The 19097-nt window shown below is 69.0% G+C and carries 16 protein-coding genes; all 16 read left to right on the top strand.

Translation table 11 applies throughout. From position 1 onward, the window contains the following. The first annotated feature begins 57 nt into the window (after positions 1 to 57). The 16 genes from BHE75_RS16070 (at position 58) to BHE75_RS15995 (ending at position 19091) form a co-directional block, all read left to right on the top strand. Positions 58 to 1458, top strand: a complete 1401-nt coding sequence (locus BHE75_RS16070) for a UDP-N-acetylmuramoyl-tripeptide--D-alanyl-D-alanine ligase (protein WP_070934460.1) — start codon at positions 58 to 60, stop codon at positions 1456 to 1458. Beyond that, positions 1446 to 2516: a phospho-N-acetylmuramoyl-pentapeptide-transferase gene (mraY, locus tag BHE75_RS16065; protein ID WP_070934459.1), complete on the top strand. Its 1071-nt coding sequence runs from the start codon at positions 1446 to 1448 to the stop codon at positions 2514 to 2516. Before BHE75_RS16070 ends, mraY begins: the two co-directional genes overlap by 13 nt. Beyond that, positions 2513 to 3826, top strand: coding sequence for a UDP-N-acetylmuramoyl-L-alanine--D-glutamate ligase (murD, locus tag BHE75_RS16060; protein ID WP_070934458.1), 1314 nt, complete (start codon positions 2513 to 2515; stop codon positions 3824 to 3826). The genes mraY and murD overlap by 4 nt, the downstream gene beginning before the upstream one ends. Further along, positions 3823 to 5007 (top strand): FtsW/RodA/SpoVE family cell cycle protein, encoded by a 1185-nt coding sequence (locus BHE75_RS16055; RefSeq protein WP_015457853.1) that lies wholly within the window; start codon positions 3823 to 3825, stop codon positions 5005 to 5007. The genes murD and BHE75_RS16055 overlap by 4 nt, the downstream gene beginning before the upstream one ends. A 79-nt stretch (positions 5008 to 5086) precedes the next feature. Beyond that, positions 5087 to 6205, top strand: coding sequence for an undecaprenyldiphospho-muramoylpentapeptide beta-N-acetylglucosaminyltransferase (gene murG, locus BHE75_RS16050; RefSeq protein ID WP_070935994.1), 1119 nt, complete (start codon positions 5087 to 5089; stop codon positions 6203 to 6205). After that, positions 6202 to 7614: a UDP-N-acetylmuramate--L-alanine ligase gene (gene murC, locus BHE75_RS16045; protein WP_015457851.1), complete on the top strand. Its 1413-nt coding sequence runs from the start codon at positions 6202 to 6204 to the stop codon at positions 7612 to 7614. The genes murG and murC overlap by 4 nt, the downstream gene beginning before the upstream one ends. After that, positions 7614 to 7805 carry a hypothetical protein gene (locus BHE75_RS16040; RefSeq protein ID WP_015457850.1) on the top strand — a complete coding sequence of 64 codons (192 nt, stop codon included), beginning with the start codon at positions 7614 to 7616 and terminating at the stop codon, positions 7803 to 7805. Before murC ends, BHE75_RS16040 begins: the two co-directional genes overlap by 1 nt. Then, the gene (gene murB / locus BHE75_RS16035) at positions 7802 to 8716 is read left to right on the top strand and encodes a UDP-N-acetylmuramate dehydrogenase (protein ID WP_254684468.1); all 915 of its coding nucleotides are present in this window, start codon (positions 7802 to 7804) and stop codon (positions 8714 to 8716) included. The genes BHE75_RS16040 and murB overlap by 4 nt, the downstream gene beginning before the upstream one ends. Further along, a complete protein-coding gene (locus tag BHE75_RS16030; RefSeq protein WP_070934457.1) occupies positions 8713 to 9636 on the top strand; it encodes a D-alanine--D-alanine ligase in 924 nt (307 codons plus the stop codon). The genes murB and BHE75_RS16030 overlap by 4 nt, the downstream gene beginning before the upstream one ends. Further along, positions 9633 to 10622: a cell division protein FtsQ/DivIB gene (locus BHE75_RS16025; protein WP_015457847.1), complete on the top strand. Its 990-nt coding sequence runs from the start codon at positions 9633 to 9635 to the stop codon at positions 10620 to 10622. The genes BHE75_RS16030 and BHE75_RS16025 overlap by 4 nt, the downstream gene beginning before the upstream one ends. Positions 10623 to 10665: 43 nt before the next feature. Next, positions 10666 to 11931 carry a cell division protein FtsA gene (ftsA, locus tag BHE75_RS16020; protein ID WP_070934456.1) on the top strand — a complete coding sequence of 422 codons (1266 nt, stop codon included), beginning with the start codon at positions 10666 to 10668 and terminating at the stop codon, positions 11929 to 11931. A gap of 118 nt (positions 11932 to 12049) precedes the next feature. Then, positions 12050 to 13534, top strand: coding sequence for a cell division protein FtsZ (ftsZ, locus tag BHE75_RS16015; RefSeq protein ID WP_070934455.1), 1485 nt, complete (start codon positions 12050 to 12052; stop codon positions 13532 to 13534). A gap of 182 nt (positions 13535 to 13716) precedes the next feature. Then, complete coding sequence (locus tag BHE75_RS16010) at positions 13717 to 15234, top strand: SPOR domain-containing protein (protein ID WP_254684467.1); 1518 nt, start codon at positions 13717 to 13719, stop codon at positions 15232 to 15234. Positions 15235 to 15279: 45 nt separating this feature from the next. Continuing rightward, positions 15280 to 16446 carry a deoxyguanosinetriphosphate triphosphohydrolase gene (locus tag BHE75_RS16005; protein WP_070935992.1) on the top strand — a complete coding sequence of 389 codons (1167 nt, stop codon included), beginning with the start codon at positions 15280 to 15282 and terminating at the stop codon, positions 16444 to 16446. Between the two features lie 96 nt (positions 16447 to 16542). Then, positions 16543 to 18270 carry an arginine--tRNA ligase gene (gene argS, locus BHE75_RS16000; protein WP_070934453.1) on the top strand — a complete coding sequence of 576 codons (1728 nt, stop codon included), beginning with the start codon at positions 16543 to 16545 and terminating at the stop codon, positions 18268 to 18270. Then, a complete protein-coding gene (locus BHE75_RS15995) occupies positions 18270 to 19091 on the top strand; it encodes an SPOR domain-containing protein (protein WP_070934452.1) in 822 nt (273 codons plus the stop codon). The genes argS and BHE75_RS15995 overlap by 1 nt, the downstream gene beginning before the upstream one ends. Positions 19092 to 19097: the final 6 nt, after the last annotated feature.

The raw sequence follows: 19097 nt of genomic DNA, 5'->3' as shown, positions 1-19097 counted from the left end.
CCTTCTCGCAGCCGGCGCCACCCACCCCCAACTCCCCCCCTTGGAAGGGAGGGGGCTATGACGTCGCTCTGGACCGCCTTCGATATCGCCGCCGCCGTCGATGGCGAGGTGTTCGGCGATTTCGCCGCCAATGGCGTCGCCTTCGATTCCCGTGAGGTGGGGCCGGGCGACCTGTTCGTGGCGATGAAGGGCGAGACGACCGACGGCCACCGTTTCGTGAACGGCGCCTTCGCGGCCGGTGCGGCCGGTGCCCTCGTCAGCGATCCGGTGGATGGCCCGCACGTTCGCGTCGCGGATACGGCGGCCGCCTTGGACGCGCTCGGTCGCGCCGCCCGAGCGCGGACGGCGGCGAAGATCATCGGCGTCACCGGATCGGTCGGCAAGACGGGCACCAAGGAGGCGCTGTTCGCCGCGTTGGACCGCGCGGCGCCGGGCAGGGCCCACCGCTCGCTCAAAAGCTACAACAACCATGTCGGCGTGCCGCTCAGCCTCGCCCGCATGCCGGCCGCTACCCGCTTCGGCATCTTCGAGATGGGGATGAGCGCGGCCGGCGAACTGGCAGCGCTGACCCGGATCGTCCGCCCGCATGTCGCCATCGTCACTGCCATCGCGCCCGCGCACAGCGCCTTCTTCGCCAGCGAGGAGGCGATCGCCGACGCCAAGGGGGAGATATTCCAGGGGCTGGAGCCCGGCGGCACCGCCATCATCCCCTATGACAGCCCGCATCGCGACCGGCTGATCGCCGCCGCCCGGCCCTTTGCCGAACGGATCTGGACCTTCGGGCGGGGCGAGGGCGCCGATGTCCGCGCGCGTGAAGCGGTGCGCGGCCCGCGCGGCACGCTGATCGCCGCCGTGCTGCCCGGCGCGGAGCTGACCTTCACCCTTGCCCCTCCCGGCGATCACTGGGTGTCGAACGCCATGGCCGTGATCGCGGCCGTCCATGCCGTGGACGGCGATCTGGCGGCGGCGGGGCTGGCGCTGGCGGACATGGCCGGCCTTGCCGGGCGCGGCCGCCGCGTGATCGCACCCGTCGAGGGCGGCGAAGCGCTGGTGATCGACGAAAGCTACAACGCCAATCCGGCGTCGATGGCGGCCACCATCGCCCTTCTGGGCGAGGAGCCGGCCGAACGCCGCATCGCCGTGCTGGGCGACATGCGCGAGCTTGGCGAGAAATCGCCTTTGTTCCACGCGAGCCTCGCCCAGCCGCTGGTGCGGGCCGGCGTCGATTTCGCTCTGCTTGTCGGGCCGGAGATGGCCGCGCTCGCAAATGAGCTTGAGGGCCGGATCGATTTCGCGCATGTGCCCGACGCCGCCGCCGCGCTGGATCGCCTGGACGGGCTGATCGAGGCCGGCGACGCGGTTCTGATTAAAGGGTCCAACGCCATCGGGCTCGCTCGTCTCGTCGATCATTTCGGGTCCGGGGCGGTCGCGGCCGGGAACATGCCATGCTCTACCTGATCGCCGACCAGCTCGGATTTCCGGGCGTTCTCAACCTCATCCGCTATCTCACTTTCCGCGCAGGATCGGCGGCGATCACCGCGCTGCTGATCGGCCTCATCATCGGGCCGAAATTCATAGGCTGGCTGCGCGTGCGGCAGGGCAAGGGGCAGCCGATTCGGTCGGATGGCCCGCAGACCCACCTCGCCAAGGTCGGCACGCCCACCATGGGCGGGCTGATGATCCTGACCGCGATCGCGATATCCATGTTCCTGTGGATGGATCTTTCCAACCGTTATGTCTGGGCCTGCATCTTCGTGACGGTGGGCTTCGGGCTGATCGGCTTCCTCGACGATTACGACAAGGTGAAGAAGCGCAGCCACAAGGGCGTTTCCGGCAAGGTGCGCCTGCTCGCCGAATTCGCTATCGCGGGGCTGGCGAGCTGGCTGATCGTCTCCGGCACCGGCACCGAGCTTTATGTGCCCTTCTATAACGGCCCGGTCATCGATCTCGGGCCGTTCTACGTGCTGTTCGCCGCCTTCGTGATCGTCGGCGCGGGCAATGCCGTGAACCTGACGGACGGGCTGGACGGCCTGGCGACCATGCCGGTCATCATCGCCAGCCTCGCCTTCTTCGTGATCGCCTACCTCGTCGGCAACGTGAAGTTCGCGGATTATCTCGGCATTCCGCATGTGCCGGGCGCGGGCGACCTCATCATCCTCACCGCCTGCATCATCGGCGCGGGGCTGGCCTTCCTCTGGTTCAACGCGCCGCCGGCCGCGGTGTTCATGGGCGATACCGGCAGCCTCGCGCTCGGCGGCGCGCTCGGCGCGATCGCGGTCGCCACCCATCACGAGATCGTGCTGGCGATCGTCGGTGGTCTCTTTGTGCTCGAGGCCGTCTCCGTCATCGTCCAGGTCTATTATTACAAGCGCACCGGCAAGCGCGTGTTCAAGATGGCGCCGATCCACCATCATTTCGAACAGCTCGGCTGGTCCGAGCCTACCGTGGTGATCCGCTTCTGGATCATTTCCTTCGTGCTGGCGCTGGCCGGCCTTGCGACATTGAAGCTCAGATGATCACCAGCCCCGTCTTCTCCGGCAAGAAATACGCCGTCCTCGGCCTCGCGCGATCGGGGCTGGCCACGGTCGATGCGCTGCTGGCCAGCGGTGCGGAAGTCGTCGCCTGGGACGACAGGGATGCCGCGCGCGAGGCGCTGGCCGCCGCCCATCCGGGCGAGGCCGGGCTTTCCTTCGCCGATCCGCTGGTGATCGACCTTGCGGGCTTCGCGGGCGTGGTGGTGTCGCCGGGCGTGCCGATCATCCGCCATCCGATCCGGGCCAGGGCCGCGCAGGCCAATGTTCCCCTGATCGGCGATATCGAGCTGTTCGCCCAGGCGCGCGCCTCGCTGCCGGGCCACAAGATCGTCGGCATCACCGGCACCAACGGCAAGTCGACCACGACCGCGTTGATCCACCACATCCTGAAGGCGGCCGGCATTCCCACGCTGATGGGCGGCAATATCGGCCTGCCGATCCTCAGCCGCGATCCGCTGCCGGCGGGCGGGGTCTATGTGCTGGAGCTTTCGAGCTACCAGATCGATCTCACCTACAGCCTCGCCTGCGACGTCGCCGTGCTGCTGAACGTGACGCCCGACCATCTCGATCGCTATCCCGATTTCGAAGGCTATGCGGCGTCCAAGACGCGCCTGTTCGGGATGCAGCAGAATTGGGGCTATGCGCTGATTTCGACCGACGATGAGACGTCGGCGGCGATCGCCGTCATGGTCCAACGGCTCGGGCGCGGGCAACTGCGGCAGTTCAGCCGCTCGATGGTGGGCAACCAGTCCGGCTGGCCGGCGCTGCAGGGGCCGCACAACGCGCAGAATGTCGTCGCTGCGGTCAATGCCGCCTTGCTGCTGGGCGTGCCGGGCAAGGTGATCGACGAGGCCGTCGCCACCTATCCCGGCCTGCCGCACCGCATGGAGCGCGTGGCGGAGACAGGCGGCGTGCTGTTCGTGAACGACAGCAAGGCGACCAACGCCACGTCCACAGCGCCTGCGCTGGCGGCCTATCCGAAGATCCACTGGATATTGGGCGGCCTGCCCAAGGCCGACGATCTCGATCCCTGCGTGCCTTATTTCGATCATGTCGCGGCCGGCTACACGATCGGCCAGGCCGGGCCGATGTTCGCGCGCATCCTCGCCGCCGCCGGCAAGCCGGTGACGGAAAGCGGCACGCTGGATCAGGCCGTGCGCGATGCCGCCGCCGCCGCGCGGCCGGGCGAGGTGGTGATGCTGTCGCCGGCCTGCGCATCCTTCGATCAGTTCCGCGATTTCGAGGCGCGGGGCGATGCCTTCCGCGCCGCCGTGGAGGCGCTGCCGTCATGACCGGATCGACCGTCTATCGCCAGAAGCCATCGCAGGTTGTGCGGCTGGGCCGTGCCGACCGTAGCTGGTATGCCACCTGGTTCTGGGAGATAGACCGCGTCCTTTTGCTGCTGGTCGCGATGCTGATCGGCATCGGCCTGATCGCCGTGGCCGCCGCCTCGCCTTCGGCCGCCGCCAAGGATGGGCTGCCCGCGCTGCATTATTTCTGGCGGCAGATCGTCTGGATCATGCTGGGCGTGCCGCTGATGATCGCGGTGTCGATGCTGCCGCGCGACAGCGCCCGCCGCCTCTCGATCGGCGCGGCGGTGCTGTTCAGCCTGCTGCTGGCGCTGGTTCCGATCGCCGGCACCCAGGTGAACGGCGCGGTGCGCTGGCTGGGCGTGGACCCCTTCCGCTTCCAGCCGTCCGAATTCCTCAAGCCCTTCTTCGTCGTCGCCACGGCCTGGATGCTTTCGCTCCGTGCGCGCGACAGGGGGCTGCCGGTCGTGCCGCTCACCGGCCTGATCGTCGCCGTGATCGCCGCCCTGCTGATGAAGCAGCCCGATTTCGGGCAGACGGTGATCTTCTGCTCGGTCTGGGCGGCGCTGCTCGTGATATCGGGCGTGCAGACCCGCTTCCTCATGGCGCTCGGCGGGGCCGGCGTCGGCCTGCTCGCGCTGGCCTTCGTCTTCTACCGGAACGGCCGGGATCGCGTGATCGAGTTCCTCACCGGATCGGGTGACACCTACCATGTCGACGTCGGCTACGCGACGATCACCAATGGCGGCCTCGTCGGCCTGGGGCCGGGCGGCGGCGTCCAGAAATTCCGCCTGCCGGAAGCGCATAACGACTATATCTTCTCGGTGATCGGGGAAGAATTCGGCCTTATCTCGTGCATCGTCATCGCCATCATCTATCTCGCCATCATGGTCCGCGTGTTCCTGAAGCTGCTGGACGAGGAGGATCAGTTCGTCATGCTGGCCGCGTCCGGCCTCGCCATCCAGTTCGGGCTGCAGGCGGTGATCAACATGGCCGTCAACGTGCAGCTCGTTCCGTCCAAGGGCATGACGCTGCCGTTCATCAGCTATGGCGGTTCCTCGCTGCTGGCCGTGTCGATGGGCTTCGGCCTGCTGCTGGCCTTCACCCGGCGCAATCCCTTCCTCACCCGATCGCCCTATGTCGTCACATGGAGCGGGAAGTGAGAGGGACGCGGGAAATGAGGCTCCGGCCGTGATCGCACCGCGCCATTATGTTCTCGCCGCCGGGGGCACCGGCGGCCATATGATTCCCGCCCATGCGCTGGCGGCGGAGCTGATGCGGCGCGGGCACCGGGTCGCGCTCGTCACCGATGAGCGGGGCGCGCGCATCCCCGGCCTGTTCCAGGGCGTGCAGACGCATGTGCTGCCGGCGGGCCGCGTTGCCGGCGGGCCGGTGGGCTGGCTGCGCGCCGGCCGATCGATCCTGGCCGGGCGGGAAATGGCGCGGCGGCTCTACGAAACCTTCCAGCCTTCCGCCGTGGTCGGCTTCGGCGGCTATCCCGCGCTGCCGGCGATGCTGGCCGCGTTCAAGGACCGCATCCCCACCGCCATCCACGAACAGAATGCCGTGCTCGGCCGGGTCAACCGGCTGCTCGCGCGCAAGGTGGATGCCATCGCCACGGCCTATCCCCATGTCGATCGGCTGAAGGCGAAATATCAGGACAAGGTGCACCTGATCGGCAACCCCGTGCGCGAGGAGGTGCGGGCGCTGCGCGACCAGCCTTTCCCGCCGCTGACGGAGGACGGCATCTTCCGGGTGCTGGTGACGGGCGGCAGCCAGGGCGCGACGGTGCTGTCGCAGGTGGTGCCCGAGGGGCTGGGCCTGCTGCCGCTCAATTTCCGCCGCCGCATCCAGGTGACGCAGCAATGCCGGCCCGAGGATATCGAGGACGTGCGCGCGCGCTATGCGGCGCTCGGCATCCCCGCCGATCTCGCCACCTATCTGCCCGACATGCCGGACAGGCTGGCCTGGTCGCACCTCGTGATCGCGCGCGCGGGCGCCTCGACGATCGCCGAGCTTACCGTCGCCGGCCGCCCCGCCATCCTGATCCCGCTGCCTTCGGCCACGGACGACCACCAGACCGCCAACGCCCGCGAGCTGCACGAGGCCGGCGGCGCGCGTTCGATCCCGCAGCCGCGTTTCACCGCGGTGGAGCTGGCCAAGCAGATGCAGAAGCTGGCGCTGGAGCCGGGCTCGCTCCAGAATGCCGCCCGCCGCGCCTGGGCCTGCGGCCGGCCGGATGCGGCCAGCGCGCTCGCCGATCTGGTCGAGGGGTTGGGAGAGGGGAGCATCAACCATTCGGGGCCGGTGGACCCGGCCGAAACTTCGCCGCATGTGGGCGGCCGGGAGACAGTTGCGTGAAGGGCGTCGCCACCGATATCGGCACTATCCATTTCATCGGCATCGGCGGGATCGGCATGTCCGGCATCGCCGAGGTGATGCATAATCTCGGCTACAAGGTGCAGGGCTCCGACGTGGCGGAAGGCTATGTCGTCGAAGGGCTGCGCCAGCGCGGCATCCCCGTCGCCATCGGCCACAAGGCGGAAAATCTGGGCGATGCCGCCGTCGTCGTCACCTCCACCGCGATCAAGCGCGGCAATCCGGAGGTGGAGCTGGCGCTGGAACGCCGCGTCCCGGTCGTCCGCCGGGCGGAGATGCTGGCGGAACTGATGCGGCTCAAGTCCACCGTCGCGGTGGCGGGCACCCACGGCAAGACGACGACGACCTCGATGGTGGCGGCTCTGCTCGATGCGGGCGGTGTCGATCCCACCGTCATCAACGGCGGGATCATCAACAGCTATGGTTCCAACGCCCGGCTCGGTGCGTCGGACTGGATGGTGGTGGAGGCGGACGAGAGCGACGGCAGCTTCCTCCGGCTCGACGGCACGGTCGCGGTCGTCACCAACATCGATCCCGAGCATCTCGATCATTATGGCTCCTTCGATGCGGTGAAGGACGCCTTCGTCGAATTCGTCGAGAATGTGCCGTTCTACGGCGCGGCCCTGCTGTGCCTCGATCATCCCGAGGTGCAGGCGATCATCCCGCGCGTGCGCGATCGCCGCGTCGTCACCTACGGCTTCTCCGCCCAGGCGGACGTGCGCGGCGTGAACGTGACGCCGATCCCCGGCGGCAACCGCTTCGAGGCGATCATCCGCAACCGCGACGGCACGACCCGTTCGATCGAGGGGATCGAGCTGCCGATGCCCGGCCGCCACAATGTGCAGAACGCGCTGGCCGCGATCGGCGTGGCGATCGAGCTGGGCGTGCCCGACGACGTGATCCGCACCGGCTTCGCCAAGTTCGGCGGGGTCAAGCGCCGCTTCACCAAGGTGGGCGAGGTCGACGGCATCAGCGTGATCGACGATTACGGCCATCATCCCGTGGAGATACGCGCCGTGCTTTCGGCCGCGCGCGAAGGCGTGCAGGGCCGGGTGATCGCGGTCGTCCAGCCGCACCGCTTCACGCGGCTCCGCGATCTGATGGAGGAGTTCCAGTCCGCCTTCAACGATGCCGACATCGTCTATGTCGCCCCGGTCTATGCCGCCGGCGAGCAGCCGATCGAGGGCGTCGACGCGGCGGCGCTGGTGAAGGGCCTGAAGACGCGCGGCCACCGCGCGGCGCAGGAGATCGCCGATGCCTCCGCGCTCGCGGCGGAGCTAGCCGTCGTCGCCCGGCCGGACGACATGATCGTCTGCCTGGGCGCGGGCGACATCACCAAATGGGCGGCCGGCCTGGCGGACGGCATCGCCACGGCGCGAAAGGCGGGCTGATGGAACCGTTCAGCGCCTGGATCGACTTTCAGGCCGAGATGGTGAAGCTGCAGCGTTCCCAGCTTGCCGCCGCGCAGAAGGCGGTCGAGGCCGGGGGCGACATGGTGGCGGCGCAGAAGGCGATGGCCGACGCGGCGGAAGCCGGCGCCCGCGCCTGGAAGAGCTGGTTCCGCCTCTGGGGGCTGAAATGATCGCCGCCCCCGCCGCCACGACCATCGCCATGCCCGCCGTGCGCGGCCGCCTCACGGCCGATGCGCCGCTGGCTCCGCTCGTCTGGTTCAAGGCGGGTGGCAATGCGCAATGGCTGTTCGAGCCGGCCGAAGCGGACGATCTGGCCGCCTTCCTGCGCGATCTCGATCCCGCCGTTCCGGTGATGGGCCTGGGCCTGGGATCGAACATGATCGTGCGCGACGGTGGCGTGCCCGGCGTGGTCGTGCGCCTGGGCAAGGCCTTCGCGAAGGTCGACCGGGTCGATGCCACGACGCTGCGCTGCGGCGGCGGCGCTTCGGGCATCCTCGTTTCCTCCAGCGCGCGCGATGCGGGGATCGGCGGGATCGAGTTCCTGCGCTCCATCCCCGGCACGGTCGGCGGTTTCGTGCGGATGAACGGCGGCGCCTATGGCCGCGAGGTGAAGGACATCCTCGTCGAGTGCGAGGTGGTGCTCCGGTCCGGGGAGCGGAAGACGCTGGCGCTCGCCGACCTCGGCTACACCTATCGCCACAGCGATCTGCCCGAAGGCGCGATCGTCGTTGCCGCCACCTTCCGGGGCCAGCCCGCCGATCCCGACGCAATCCAGCGCGAGATGGACCGCATCGCCGCCGAGCGCGAGGCTTCCCAGCCGCTCCGTTCGAAGACGGGCGGATCGACCTTCAAGAACCCGCCGGGGCACAAGGCCTGGGCGCTGGTCGATGCCGCCGGCTGCCGGGGGCTGCGGCGCGGCGACGCGCAGGTTTCGGAAAAGCATTGCAACTTCCTCCTCAATCTCGGCGAGGCGACGTCCGCCGATATCGAGGGGCTGGGCGAAGAGGTGCGGGAAAAGGTGAAGGCGCATTCGGGCATCGTCCTGGAATGGGAAATTCAGCGGGTGGGGACGGCCGGATGAGCGTGAAGCCCCTCCATGTCGCCGTGCTGATGGGCGGCTGGTCCGCCGAGCGGGAGGTGTCGCTCACCTCCGGCGCGGGCGTCGCCGATGCGCTGGAATCGCTCGGCCATCGCGTCACCCGCATCGATATGGATCGCGATGTCGCGCTGCGCCTGCACGCGGCGAAGCCCGATGTCGTGTTCAACGCGCTGCACGGCACGCCGGGCGAGGACGGCACCGTGCAGGGCCTGCTCGACATCATGGGCCTGAAATATACCCATAGCGGCCTCGCCACGTCGGTGATCGCGATCGACAAGCAGCTCACCAAGAACGAGCTGGTGCCCCATGGCATCCGCATGCCGGAAGGCGTGATCGTTTCGTCCGAAAGCCTTTATGCCGGCGATCCCCTGCCGCGCCCCTATGTGCTGAAGCCGGTGAACGAAGGCTCGTCGGTCGGCGTCGCCATCGTCATGGCGGAAGGCAATTACGGCAATCCCATCGCCCCCGGCAGCGAGGGGCCGTGGAGGCATTTCGATCATCTGCTGGCCGAACCCTTCATCAAGGGGCGCGAGCTTACGGTCGCGGTGCTGGGGGACGAGGCGCTGGCCGTGACCGAGCTTCGGCCCAGGAACGGCTTCTACGACTATGACGCCAAATATNCCGACGGGCTGACCGNGCATGTCTGCCCGGCGGATANCCCCGCCGATATCGCCGAAGCGGCAATGGACATGGCGCTCCGGGCGCATAAGCTGCTCGGCTGCAAGGGCACGTCGCGGTCCGATTTCCGCTGGGATGACGAACGCGGCGAGGCGGGGCTCTATCTGCTGGAAGTGAACACCCAGCCGGGCATGACCCCGCTCAGCCTGGTGCCGGAACAGGCGCGCCATATCGGCATGAGCTATGCCGATCTGGTGCAGCGGATCGTCGAGGAGGCGCTATGAGCCGCAGCGGGACGATGGATGGAGGACAGGGGCGCGCGATGATCCGTCGCGGCGCCCAGCCGCGCCGTCGTCCGCCCGCCAAGGGGCGGGCGCGCAAGAAGGCGCCCGCGCGCAGCCCGTTCGCCTCGCTGCCCCCGCCGGTCGTCGCCATTGCGCGCAAGGTCGCCAATTATGCGCTGGTGGCCCTGCTGATCGGCGGCGTTGCCGCGGGCGTGTGGGCGATGCGGCTGCCGCAGATGGTCGGCACGGCCGCCGGGGAGGCTGTCGGCCGGGCCGGCTTCGCGGTGAAGAAGGTGGAGATCACCGGCATCGACCGGATGGATCGCGGCCCGGTGGAGGATGCCGCCTTCTCCGCGCAGGAACTGGCGATGCCGCTGGTCGATCTGGCGGAGATACGCGGCCGCCTGCTCCAGCAGGGTTGGGTGAAGGATGCGCGCGTGTCGCGCCGCCTGCCCGATACGCTGGTGATCGACATCGTCGAGCGGGAGCCCGCCGCCATCTGGCAGCACCGCCAGCGGCTGCACTTGATCGATGCCGATGGCCGGGTGATCGCGCAGCTTCGCCTGGCCGGCACGCCGCTGCCCGACCTGCCGATCCTGATCGGCCCCAACGCCAATTATCAGGTCGCCGCGCTGGATCGGCTGCTGGCATCCTCGCCGCAGCTCAAGCCGATGCTGGACGGCGCGACCTGGGTAGGCGACCGCCGCTGGGACATCCGCTTCCGTTCGGGCGAGACGCTGTCGCTGCCCGAAGGCGAGGGGCAGGCGCGCGCCGCGCTCGCCGAATTCGCCGAGCGGGATGGGACGATGCGGCTGCTGGGCCAAGGCATGCTGCGGTTCGACATGCGCAATCCCGGCCGCATCATCGTGCGGCCGGCGGCGCGCCCGGCCGCGGACCAGGCATCCGCCAGCGTCCGCCCGGCCACGGACAATGGCGAGGAACGGCCACCGGCCTCCACGGCGGCGGCCGACGCGCGAAGCATTTGAGGGCAGGGATTCAGGGAACGGTTTTCAGGGGGACAAGACGATCATGGCGCAGGCTCGCAGCGACAATCTGATTACCGCGCTGGACATCGGTTCCTCGAAGGTCTGCGCGCTGATCGCCGAGGTGACGGACGGCGGCGGCGAGATCCGCGTGCTCGGCACCGGCCAGCGCGAAAGCAAGGGCGTCCGCCACGGCTATGTGGCGGACATGGAGCGCACCGAGGCCGCGATCCGCGAGGCGGTGGAGCAGGCCGAGCGCATCGCCCGCACCAATATCGAGGATGTGTGGGTCAGCTTTTCAGCCGGCGGGCTGGTCAGCAAGCTGGCGGCCGTGGAGGTCGATCTCGGCGGCCACCGGATCGAGCAGCAGGATATCGATGCCCTCCTGAATGCCGGCCGCAACGCGATCGATCCCGAAGGCCGGATGGTGCTGCACGCCCAGCCGACCCTCTATACGCTGGATGGCCTCAAGGGCACGCGCACGCCGCTGGGCCTTCATGCCGACAGGCTGGGCGTGGACATCCACGTCGTCGCGGCCGAGGCCTCGCCCGTCCGCAATGTCGATCTCTGCGTCCGTTCCGCGCATCTCGCCGTGAAATCGATCGTCGCCTCGCCGATCGCCGCCGGCATGGCGGTGTTGTCGGAGGAGGAGCGCGACCTCGGCGTCGCGCTGGTGGAGATGGGGGCGGGCGTCACCAACGTTTCGCTTTTCGCCGGCGGCATGCTGGTGGGCCTCGCTTCGCTGCCAATGGGCGCGGCCGACATCACGGACAATATCGCCTCGGCGCTCGGCACCCGTCGCTTCGACGCGGAACGGTTGAAGACCTTCTACGGATCGGCGATGACGAGCCCACGGGACAACCACGACATGATCGATGTGGTGCCGGTGGCCGGCACGCAGGACGGGAGCGATCCGATGCGGATCACCCGCGCGCAGTTGATCGCGATCATCCGCCAGCAGCTCGAACGCTGGATGGGGGAGATCGGCACGACCCTGAAGGCGCTGGGTTTCACCGGCCCGGTCAGCCGCCAGATCGTGCTCACCGGCGGCGGCGCGGAGATGAAGGGGATTGCGGATTATGCGCAGGGCCTGCTCGGCCAGTCGGTGCGCGTCGGCAAGCCGCGCGGGCTTTCGGGCCTGCCCGAGGCGCATAGCGGCCCGGCCTTCGCCACGCTTGCGGGGCTGATCCACTATGCGGCGTCCGATCCGATCGACCTGCGCGCGATGGCGCCCGCCACCCAGACGGTCCATCGCGTGCATGGGGCCGGCATGATCCAGCGGATGATCGCCGCTTTTCGCAATGGTTATTGAGAAAATATCGCCGAATTACGCAGGGAACATAACTTTTCGCGTGCGTCGGCGAATCAGGTGATGTTAGATTCTTGTTCGGGGGCGCGTCGGATGCGCGCGGCACAGCGGAGTTGAGGTTATGACGATCGAGTTCATGCGGCCGGAAGTGGATGAGTTGCGGCCCCGTATCAGCGTGATCGGGGTGGGCGGCGCCGGCGGCAATGCCATCGCCAACATGATCAATTCCGATGTCCAGGGCGTGGATTTCATCGTCGCCAACACCGATGCGCAGGCGCTCAATGCCTCGGCGGCGGAACGGCGCATCCAGCTCGGCCTCAAGATCACCCAGGGCCTCGGCGCGGGCGCGCGCCCCGAAATCGGTCGTGCCGCGGCCGAGGAAGCGCTCGAGCTGGTTGATGCCGCGCTCGACGGCGCGCACATGTGCTTCATCACCGCCGGCATGGGCGGCGGCACCGGCACCGGGGCCGCGCCGGTGATCGCCAAGCTCGCGCGCGACAAGGGCATCCTGACGGTCGGCGTCGTCACCAAGCCGTTCAGCTTCGAAGGCAACCGCCGCTCCAAGTCCGCCGATGCGGGCATCGAGGAACTGCAGAAGCACGTCGACACGCTGATCGTCATCCCCAACCAGAACCTCTTCCTCGTCGCCAACCCGAACACGACCTTCAAGGAAGCGTTCAAGATGGCGGACGAGGTGCTCCAGCAGGGCGTCCGCTCGATCACCGATCTGATGGTGATGCCCGGCCTTATCAACCTCGACTTCGCCGACGTCCGTTCCGTGATGGGCGAGATGGGCAAGGCGATGATGGGCACGGGCGAAGCCTCGGGCGACAACCGCGCGATCGAGGCCGCCGAAAAGGCGATCGCCAACCCGCTGCTGGATGGCGTGTCGATGAAGGGCGCCAAGGGCGTCATCATCTCGATCGTCGGCGGCGAGGACATGCGCCTGATGGAGGTCGACGAGGCCGCCAACCACATCAAGGAGCTGGTGGACCCGGACGCCAACATCATCTGGGGTTCGGCCTTCAACAACGATCTGGAAGGCAAGATCCGCGTGTCCGTGGTCGCCACCGGCATTGAGGCGGAAGCCGCCGCCGTGCCGGAGCCGGCCAAGCTCTTCACCTTCCCGGCCGCGCGCAAGGAAGCGCCCGCCCAGACGCCCGCGCCCCAGGCGCAGCAGCCGGCGCCTCAGGCCCAGCAGGCGGCACCGGTGCAGCCTGCCCCGGTCGCGCCGCCCGTCGCCGTGGCGCCGCAGCCGGAAATCCGGCTCGAGCCGCCCGTCCAGGCGCCGGCCGATGCGCTCGACCTGTCGGCCAACGACATCGTGCCGCCCGCGACGGACGAACTGCTGCTCAACGAGACGCTGACGCCGCCGGTCGCGGGCAATCCGCTGCCGCCGCGCGATGCGGAAACCGGCTCGGCCCGCCCATGGCTGACGCCGGCTGCGGAAGCCCCGGCACCCGCGCCCGCGCCGCGCGCCCGTGAAGGGGCGACGCTGTTCGAACGCATGTCCAACATCGCCCGCGGCGCCGCCAAGGCGCAGGTGGACGAGGAAGGGCGCGGCGCCGATGTGCCGCGCTTCCTGAACCGCCAGAACAACCAGTAACCGGCGATCATCGCATGGACGGGGGCCGGCTGCCTTGGGGTGGCCGGCCCCCTTGCCTTTGGGCATGGCTTTCGGCGCCGCGGGCAGGCGGCGCCGGCCTGCCGCCGCCCGCCACCGGATCGGCGCGCGGCCCCCACGAATCCCTTGCGAAAGTGCGGCCGGCGGCCTCTATGGCGTGCACCATGTCACTCGCCTTTCCGTCGATCGCCCGCCGCCTGCTGGCCTGCACCGCCCCCTTTGCCATGCTGGTCGCGGCCCCGATGCCGGCGGCGGCTTTCTATCAGGCAAGCGCCCTGCCGCCGTTGATCGCGCCCGGCGATCCGGCGGAATCGCTGAGCCGCTATCTGCGCATGCTGGCGTCCAACCCGCGCGACTTCAATGCCTTGACCGGGGCCGGCCGCGCCGCGCTGATGGTGGGCGATCCGGAATCGGCCCTGAGCTTCTTCGCCCGGGCCGAGGAGATCCAGCCGCGCAACGGCCGGGTGAAGGCGGGCCTGGCATCCGCCCTCGTCCAGATGGAACAGCCGCGCGCGGCGTTGAAGCTGTTCGACGAGGCGACGGCGCTGGGCGTGCCTGAGGCGGAAATCGCCGGCGATCGCGGCCTTGCCTATGATTTGCGCGGCGACAACCGCAAGGCGCAGGCCGATTACACGCTGGCGCTCCGCAACAGCGACGATCCCGAAATCCTCAACCGCCTGGCCCTCTCCATGGCGATATCGGGGGACAAGCAGGGGGCGCTCACCATGATCGATCCGCTGGTGCGCAAGGGCGATCGCTCGGCCTATCGCACCCGCGCCTTCGTCCTCGCGCTCGGCGGCGACAAGGCCGGCGCCCAGCGCATCGCCGATGCCGCGATGCCGGGGCCGCAAGCCGCCGCGATGGGCCAGTTCCTGGGCCGCCTGCCGCAGCTCAAGCCGCCGCAGAAGGCGCTCGCCGTGCATTTCGGCCGGCTTCCCTCCGATGGCCGCCGTTACAGCGATGCGGAAATGTATGCCGATGCGGTGCTGGCGAAACCGGCGGGCCAGCCTCGCGCGGCCGCCGTTACGCCCGCCCCGCGCGCCGATGCCGGCCTAATCCCGTCGGGCAAGCCGCTGGGTGGCGCGGCGGAGCCGGCCCGCCGCGACGACGGCGATGCTTCGAAGACTGCGAGCGCGATTGCCGTGACGCCGCCGACGCGGATGTCCGCGCCGCGTGGCCCCGAGGCGGAACTGGCTTCGACCGACCCGGAAGTCGCCGCCGCGCGGGCCAAGGCGAAGACAGATGCCGATGCTGCCGCCAAGCGCAAGGCGGATGCCGCGGCAAAGGCGAAAGCGGACGCCAAGGCCAAGGCAGATGTGAAGGCCAAGGCCGACGCCAAGGCCAGGGCGGAGGAAAAAGCGAAGGCCGATGCCAAGGCGAAGGCCGAGGCGAAGCTGAAGGCGGCCAACCCGGAACGCTATTGGGTGCAGGTGGCATCCGGCAAGAACAAGGCCGATCTTCCCAAGGTCTGGGCGAAGCTGAAGGCGGACAAGCCCAAAGCCTTCGGCGGTCGTTCCCCCTGGGTTTCATCCTGGCGGATGTCGAACCGGCTGCTGGTGGGCCCGTTCAAGACCGATGGCGAGGCGCAGGCATTCGTCAACCAGCTCGCCAAGGAAGGCATGTCGACGATCCAGTTCACGTCGCGCGCCGGCGTGCCGGTGGAGCCGCTCGGCGGGAAATAGGCACCGGGCTGGACTTGTCGGCCCATGCCCGGCATGGGCCCGCGCATGTCCCGCCTCGCATCCTATGCTTCCGATCCCGCCCGCAGCCGTGGCCGCGCTCATGCCGAGGCCGGCGGCGAGACGCGAGGGCCGCGCGATGCTTTCCAGCGCGACCGCGATCGGATCATCCATTCGATCGCCTTCCGCCGGCTCCGCCACAAGACGCAGGTGTTCGTGGCGCCCGACGGCGATCATTTTCGCGTGCGCCTCACCCACAGCCTGGAAGTCGCGCAGATCGGCCGCACCATCGCCCGCGCGCTGGGCCTGAACGAGGATCTCACCGAGGCGCTCTGCCTCGCGCACGATATCGGCCATCCGCCCTTCGGCCATTCGGGGGAGGACGCGCTCAAGGCCGCCACCGCGGATGCCGGCGGCTTCGATCACAACGCCCATACGCTGCGTATCCTGACCCGGCTGGAAACGCCCTATCCCGGCTGGGACGGCCTCAACCTCTCGTGGGAGACGCTGGAGGGGCTGGCCAAGCATAACGGCCCGGTGGTGGCGGCGACCTGGGCGATGGTGGAGGCGGACGCGGCTTTCCCGCTCGATCTTTCCACCTTCGCTTCGCTGGAGGCGCAGGTGGCGGCGATCGCGGACGACATCGCCTATGACAATCACGATATCGACGATGGCCTGCGCGCCGGGCTGATCGCGCTCGACGATGTGATCGCGCAGCCGCTGGTGGCGCCGGGCTGGGCGCGGGTCGTGGCACGCCATCCCCACGCGCCGCGCGGGCGCCTGATCGCGGAGCTGATCCGCGAGCAGATCGGCCGGATGGTGACGGACCTGCTCGATGCCACCCGCGTCCGGCTGGCCGATATCGCGCCGGGCAGCGTGGAGGCCGTGCGCGCCGCCGGCCGGCCGATCGTGGGCTTTTCCGATGCGATGGCGGCGGACGAGCGCGCCTTCAAGCGCTTCATGTATGCCCGGCTCTATCATCATCCCAGCCAGCTCCATGTCGCGGCGGAGGCGGGGCGGATCGTCGCCGGGCTGGCCGCCGCCTATCGCGCGGACCCGAAGCTGCTGCCCGACCATTGGCGCGAGACGCTGCCCGAGGCCGAGCCCGCGCGCACCCGCCACATCGCCGATTTCATCGCGGGGATGACGGATCGCTACGCCGTGGCCCGCCATCGCGAAGTGGTGGGTCCGGTAGAGATGCCGGAAGGCCTCTGATCGCGCCAAGGCGCATGCTTTCCGGCTTCCCGCTTCAATTCGCCGCCGTCCCGCGCTAAGGCCGCGCGGTTTACCCTGTTTGCCGGATATTCGCCCGTGACCCTTTACGCCCGCTTCGCCGATCGCATCGGCCAGATCCTCGACGACCTCGCCCAGGCGGGCGACCTGCCGGCCGGGCTCGATCGACGGAACGTCACGGTCGAGCCGCCGCGCGATCCCGCGCATGGGGATCTCGCCACCAACGCCGCGATGGTGCTGGCCAAGCCCGCCGGCAAGAACCCGCGCGAGCTCGCCTCGCTGATCGCGCCCAAGCTCGCGCGCCTGCCGGAGATCGCGTCCGCCGAAGTGGCCGGCCCCGGCTTCATCAACGTCCGCCTCACCGAGGAAAGCTGGCGTGAGGAGCTGGCCGCGATCCTGGCGGGCGGCGCCGATTACGGCCGCTCGACGATCGGCAAGGGCGAGCGCGTCAATGTCGAATATGTCTCCGCCAATCCGACGGGGCCGATGCACATGGGCCATTGCCGGGGCGCGGTGGTGGGCGATGCGCTGGCGAGCCTGCTGGAATATGCCGGCTACGCCGTCACCCGCGAATATTATATCAACGATGCCGGCAGCCAGGTGGAGACGCTCGCCCGCTCCGCGCACCTGCGTTACCGGCAGGCGCTGGGCGAGCAGGGGATCACCATCCCCGAGGGACTCTATCCCGGCGACTATCTGATCCCGATCGGCGAGAAGCTGGCCGCCGAGTTCGGCGATCGCTACGCCCGCGCCCCCGAAGGCGAATGGCTGGTGCTGTTCCGGGAAAAGACGGTCGCGGCGATGATGGACCTGATCCGCGCCGATCTGGCGCTGCTCGGCATCCATCACGACGTGTTCGCCTCCGAAGCCAAGGTGCAGAAGGACGGCCGGGTCAAGGCCGCGCTCGACAAGCTGCGCGCCGAGGGCCTCGTTTACGAAGGCGTGCTGGAAGCGCCCAAGGGCGAGGTGCCCGAGGATTGGGAACCGGTGGAGATGACGCTGTTCCGCGCCACCGCCTTCGGTGACGACAGCGACCGGCCGGTGATGAAGGCCGACGGCAGCCTCACCTATTTCGGCACCGACCTTGCCTATCACGCCCAGAAGGCGGAGACGGCGGACCAGCTCATCGACATCTGGGGCGCCGACCATGCCGGCACCGTCAAGCGCATCCAGGCGGCGGTGAAGGCGCTGACCGGCGGCAAGGTGCCGCTGGATATCAAGCTGGTGCAGATGGTCCGGCTGCTGCGCGGCGGCGAGCCGGTGAAGATGTCCAAGCGTTCGGGCAGCTTCGTCACCCTGGCGGACGTGGTGCGCGAGGTGGGCAAGGATGTGGTCCGCTTCACCATGCTCACCCGCAAGGCCGATGCGCAGATGGACTTCGATTTCGCCAAGGTGGTCGAAGCGTCGAAGGACAATCCCGTCTTCTACGTGCAATATGCGCACGCGCGGGTCCATTCGCTCCACCGCCGGCTGGCGGAGGCGGGGCTGGCGCTGCCGGCCGCCGATCTCGGCCGGCTGGATGGGGAGGAGCTGGCGCTGGTCAAGCTCGCCGCGCAGTTCCCGCGCCTGATCGAAGGGGCGGCGGCGAATCACGAGCCGCATCGCGTCGCCTTCTACCTCTACGATCTCGCCGCCGCCTTCCACGCGCTGTGGAACCGGGGCAATGACGATCCGTCCCGTCGCTTTTTGCTGGTGGATGATGCCGAAACCACGGCGGCGCGTCTGGCCCTTGCCGATGCGATCGGGCAGATTATCCGCAACGGCCTGGCCGTCATGGGGGTCGCCGCGGCCGAGGAGATGCATTGATGACGGATGCTGTTGAGCGGGGACGCTTCGGTGTCGCGGATGAGGATCGCCTGCCCTGGCTGGAGGCGGTCGAGGATGAGGACGATCATGGCGGCGTCGGCACGGCCAAGCTGATCGGGGCCGTGATCGCGGCGCTGGTGTTCATCGGCCTGCTGGTCGGCGGCATCTTCTGGATGCGCGACAGGGACAAGAGCGCGGGCTCGGGCGAGCTGATCGCCGCGCCGGAAGGCGATTACAAGGTGCCGGCCGAAGGCGCCTCCGCCAACGGCATGGCCGTCGCCGGGGAAGGCGATGCCGCTTATGCCGCCAGCGAAGGCCAGGTGATCGATTCCCAGATCAACCCCAATGCCCGGCCGGAAGCCCCCGTCGCGGGCGTTTCCGCCGGCATGGATGTGGCGCCGGTGCCCACCGTCACCCTGCCGCCGTCGCAGGTGGCAAAGGCGGAAGTGACGCCGGGCACGCCCAAGCCGGCCGCTCCTGCGCCCGCCCCGGCAAAGCCGGCGCCCGCACCGGCCAAAGCCGTTGCCGAAACGGCGACGGCCCATGCGCCCGCCAATCTGCTGCCTACGCCCGCCCCGGCCGCGAAGCCGGCGATGGGCGGCGGCACCATCCAGCTCGGCGCGTTCAATTCCGAAGCGATCGCGTCCGGCGAATGGGGGCGGCTCGCCAGGCAGTTCCCGGAACTGGGCAAGCTCAGCCGCTCGATCACCACGGTCGAGGTCGGCGGCAAGACGCTCTATCGCCTGCGGGCCAGCGGCATCGGCGCGCGCGAAGCCTGCAAGGCGATCAAGGCCGCCGGAAAACCCTGCAACCAGGTGTGATCCGAT

This window comes from Edaphosphingomonas haloaromaticamans (assembly GCF_001853345.1).
GTDB lineage: Bacteria > Pseudomonadota > Alphaproteobacteria > Sphingomonadales > Sphingomonadaceae > Sphingomonas_E > Sphingomonas_E fennica.
The sequence above is the reverse complement of the archived record's forward strand: the minus strand, read 5'-3'. Positions and strand labels throughout refer to the sequence as shown.

Excerpts from the sequence above, each read along its gene's own strand:
- BHE75_RS16025 (WP_015457847.1), top strand. The coding sequence starts at position 9,633 with ATGAGCCGCAGCGGGACGATGGATGGAGGACAGGGGCGCGCGATGATC.
- BHE75_RS16055 (WP_015457853.1), top strand. The coding sequence starts at position 3,823 with ATGACCGGATCGACCGTCTATCGCCAGAAGCCATCGCAGGTTGTGCGG.
- BHE75_RS16070 (WP_070934460.1), top strand. The coding sequence starts at position 58 with ATGACGTCGCTCTGGACCGCCTTCGATATCGCCGCCGCCGTCGATGGC.
- BHE75_RS16005 (WP_070935992.1), top strand. The coding sequence starts at position 15,280 with ATGTCCCGCCTCGCATCCTATGCTTCCGATCCCGCCCGCAGCCGTGGC.
- ftsZ (WP_070934455.1), top strand. The coding sequence starts at position 12,050 with ATGACGATCGAGTTCATGCGGCCGGAAGTGGATGAGTTGCGGCCCCGT.
- mraY (WP_070934459.1), top strand. The coding sequence starts at position 1,446 with ATGCTCTACCTGATCGCCGACCAGCTCGGATTTCCGGGCGTTCTCAAC.
- BHE75_RS16040 (WP_015457850.1), top strand. The coding sequence starts at position 7,614 with ATGGAACCGTTCAGCGCCTGGATCGACTTTCAGGCCGAGATGGTGAAG.
- BHE75_RS15995 (WP_070934452.1), top strand. The coding sequence starts at position 18,270 with ATGACGGATGCTGTTGAGCGGGGACGCTTCGGTGTCGCGGATGAGGAT.
- murG (WP_070935994.1), top strand. The coding sequence starts at position 5,087 with ATGATTCCCGCCCATGCGCTGGCGGCGGAGCTGATGCGGCGCGGGCAC.
- BHE75_RS16010 (WP_254684467.1), top strand. The coding sequence starts at position 13,717 with ATGTCACTCGCCTTTCCGTCGATCGCCCGCCGCCTGCTGGCCTGCACC.
- murB (WP_254684468.1), top strand. The coding sequence starts at position 7,802 with ATGATCGCCGCCCCCGCCGCCACGACCATCGCCATGCCCGCCGTGCGC.
- ftsA (WP_070934456.1), top strand. The coding sequence starts at position 10,666 with ATGGCGCAGGCTCGCAGCGACAATCTGATTACCGCGCTGGACATCGGT.
- murD (WP_070934458.1), top strand. The coding sequence starts at position 2,513 with ATGATCACCAGCCCCGTCTTCTCCGGCAAGAAATACGCCGTCCTCGGC.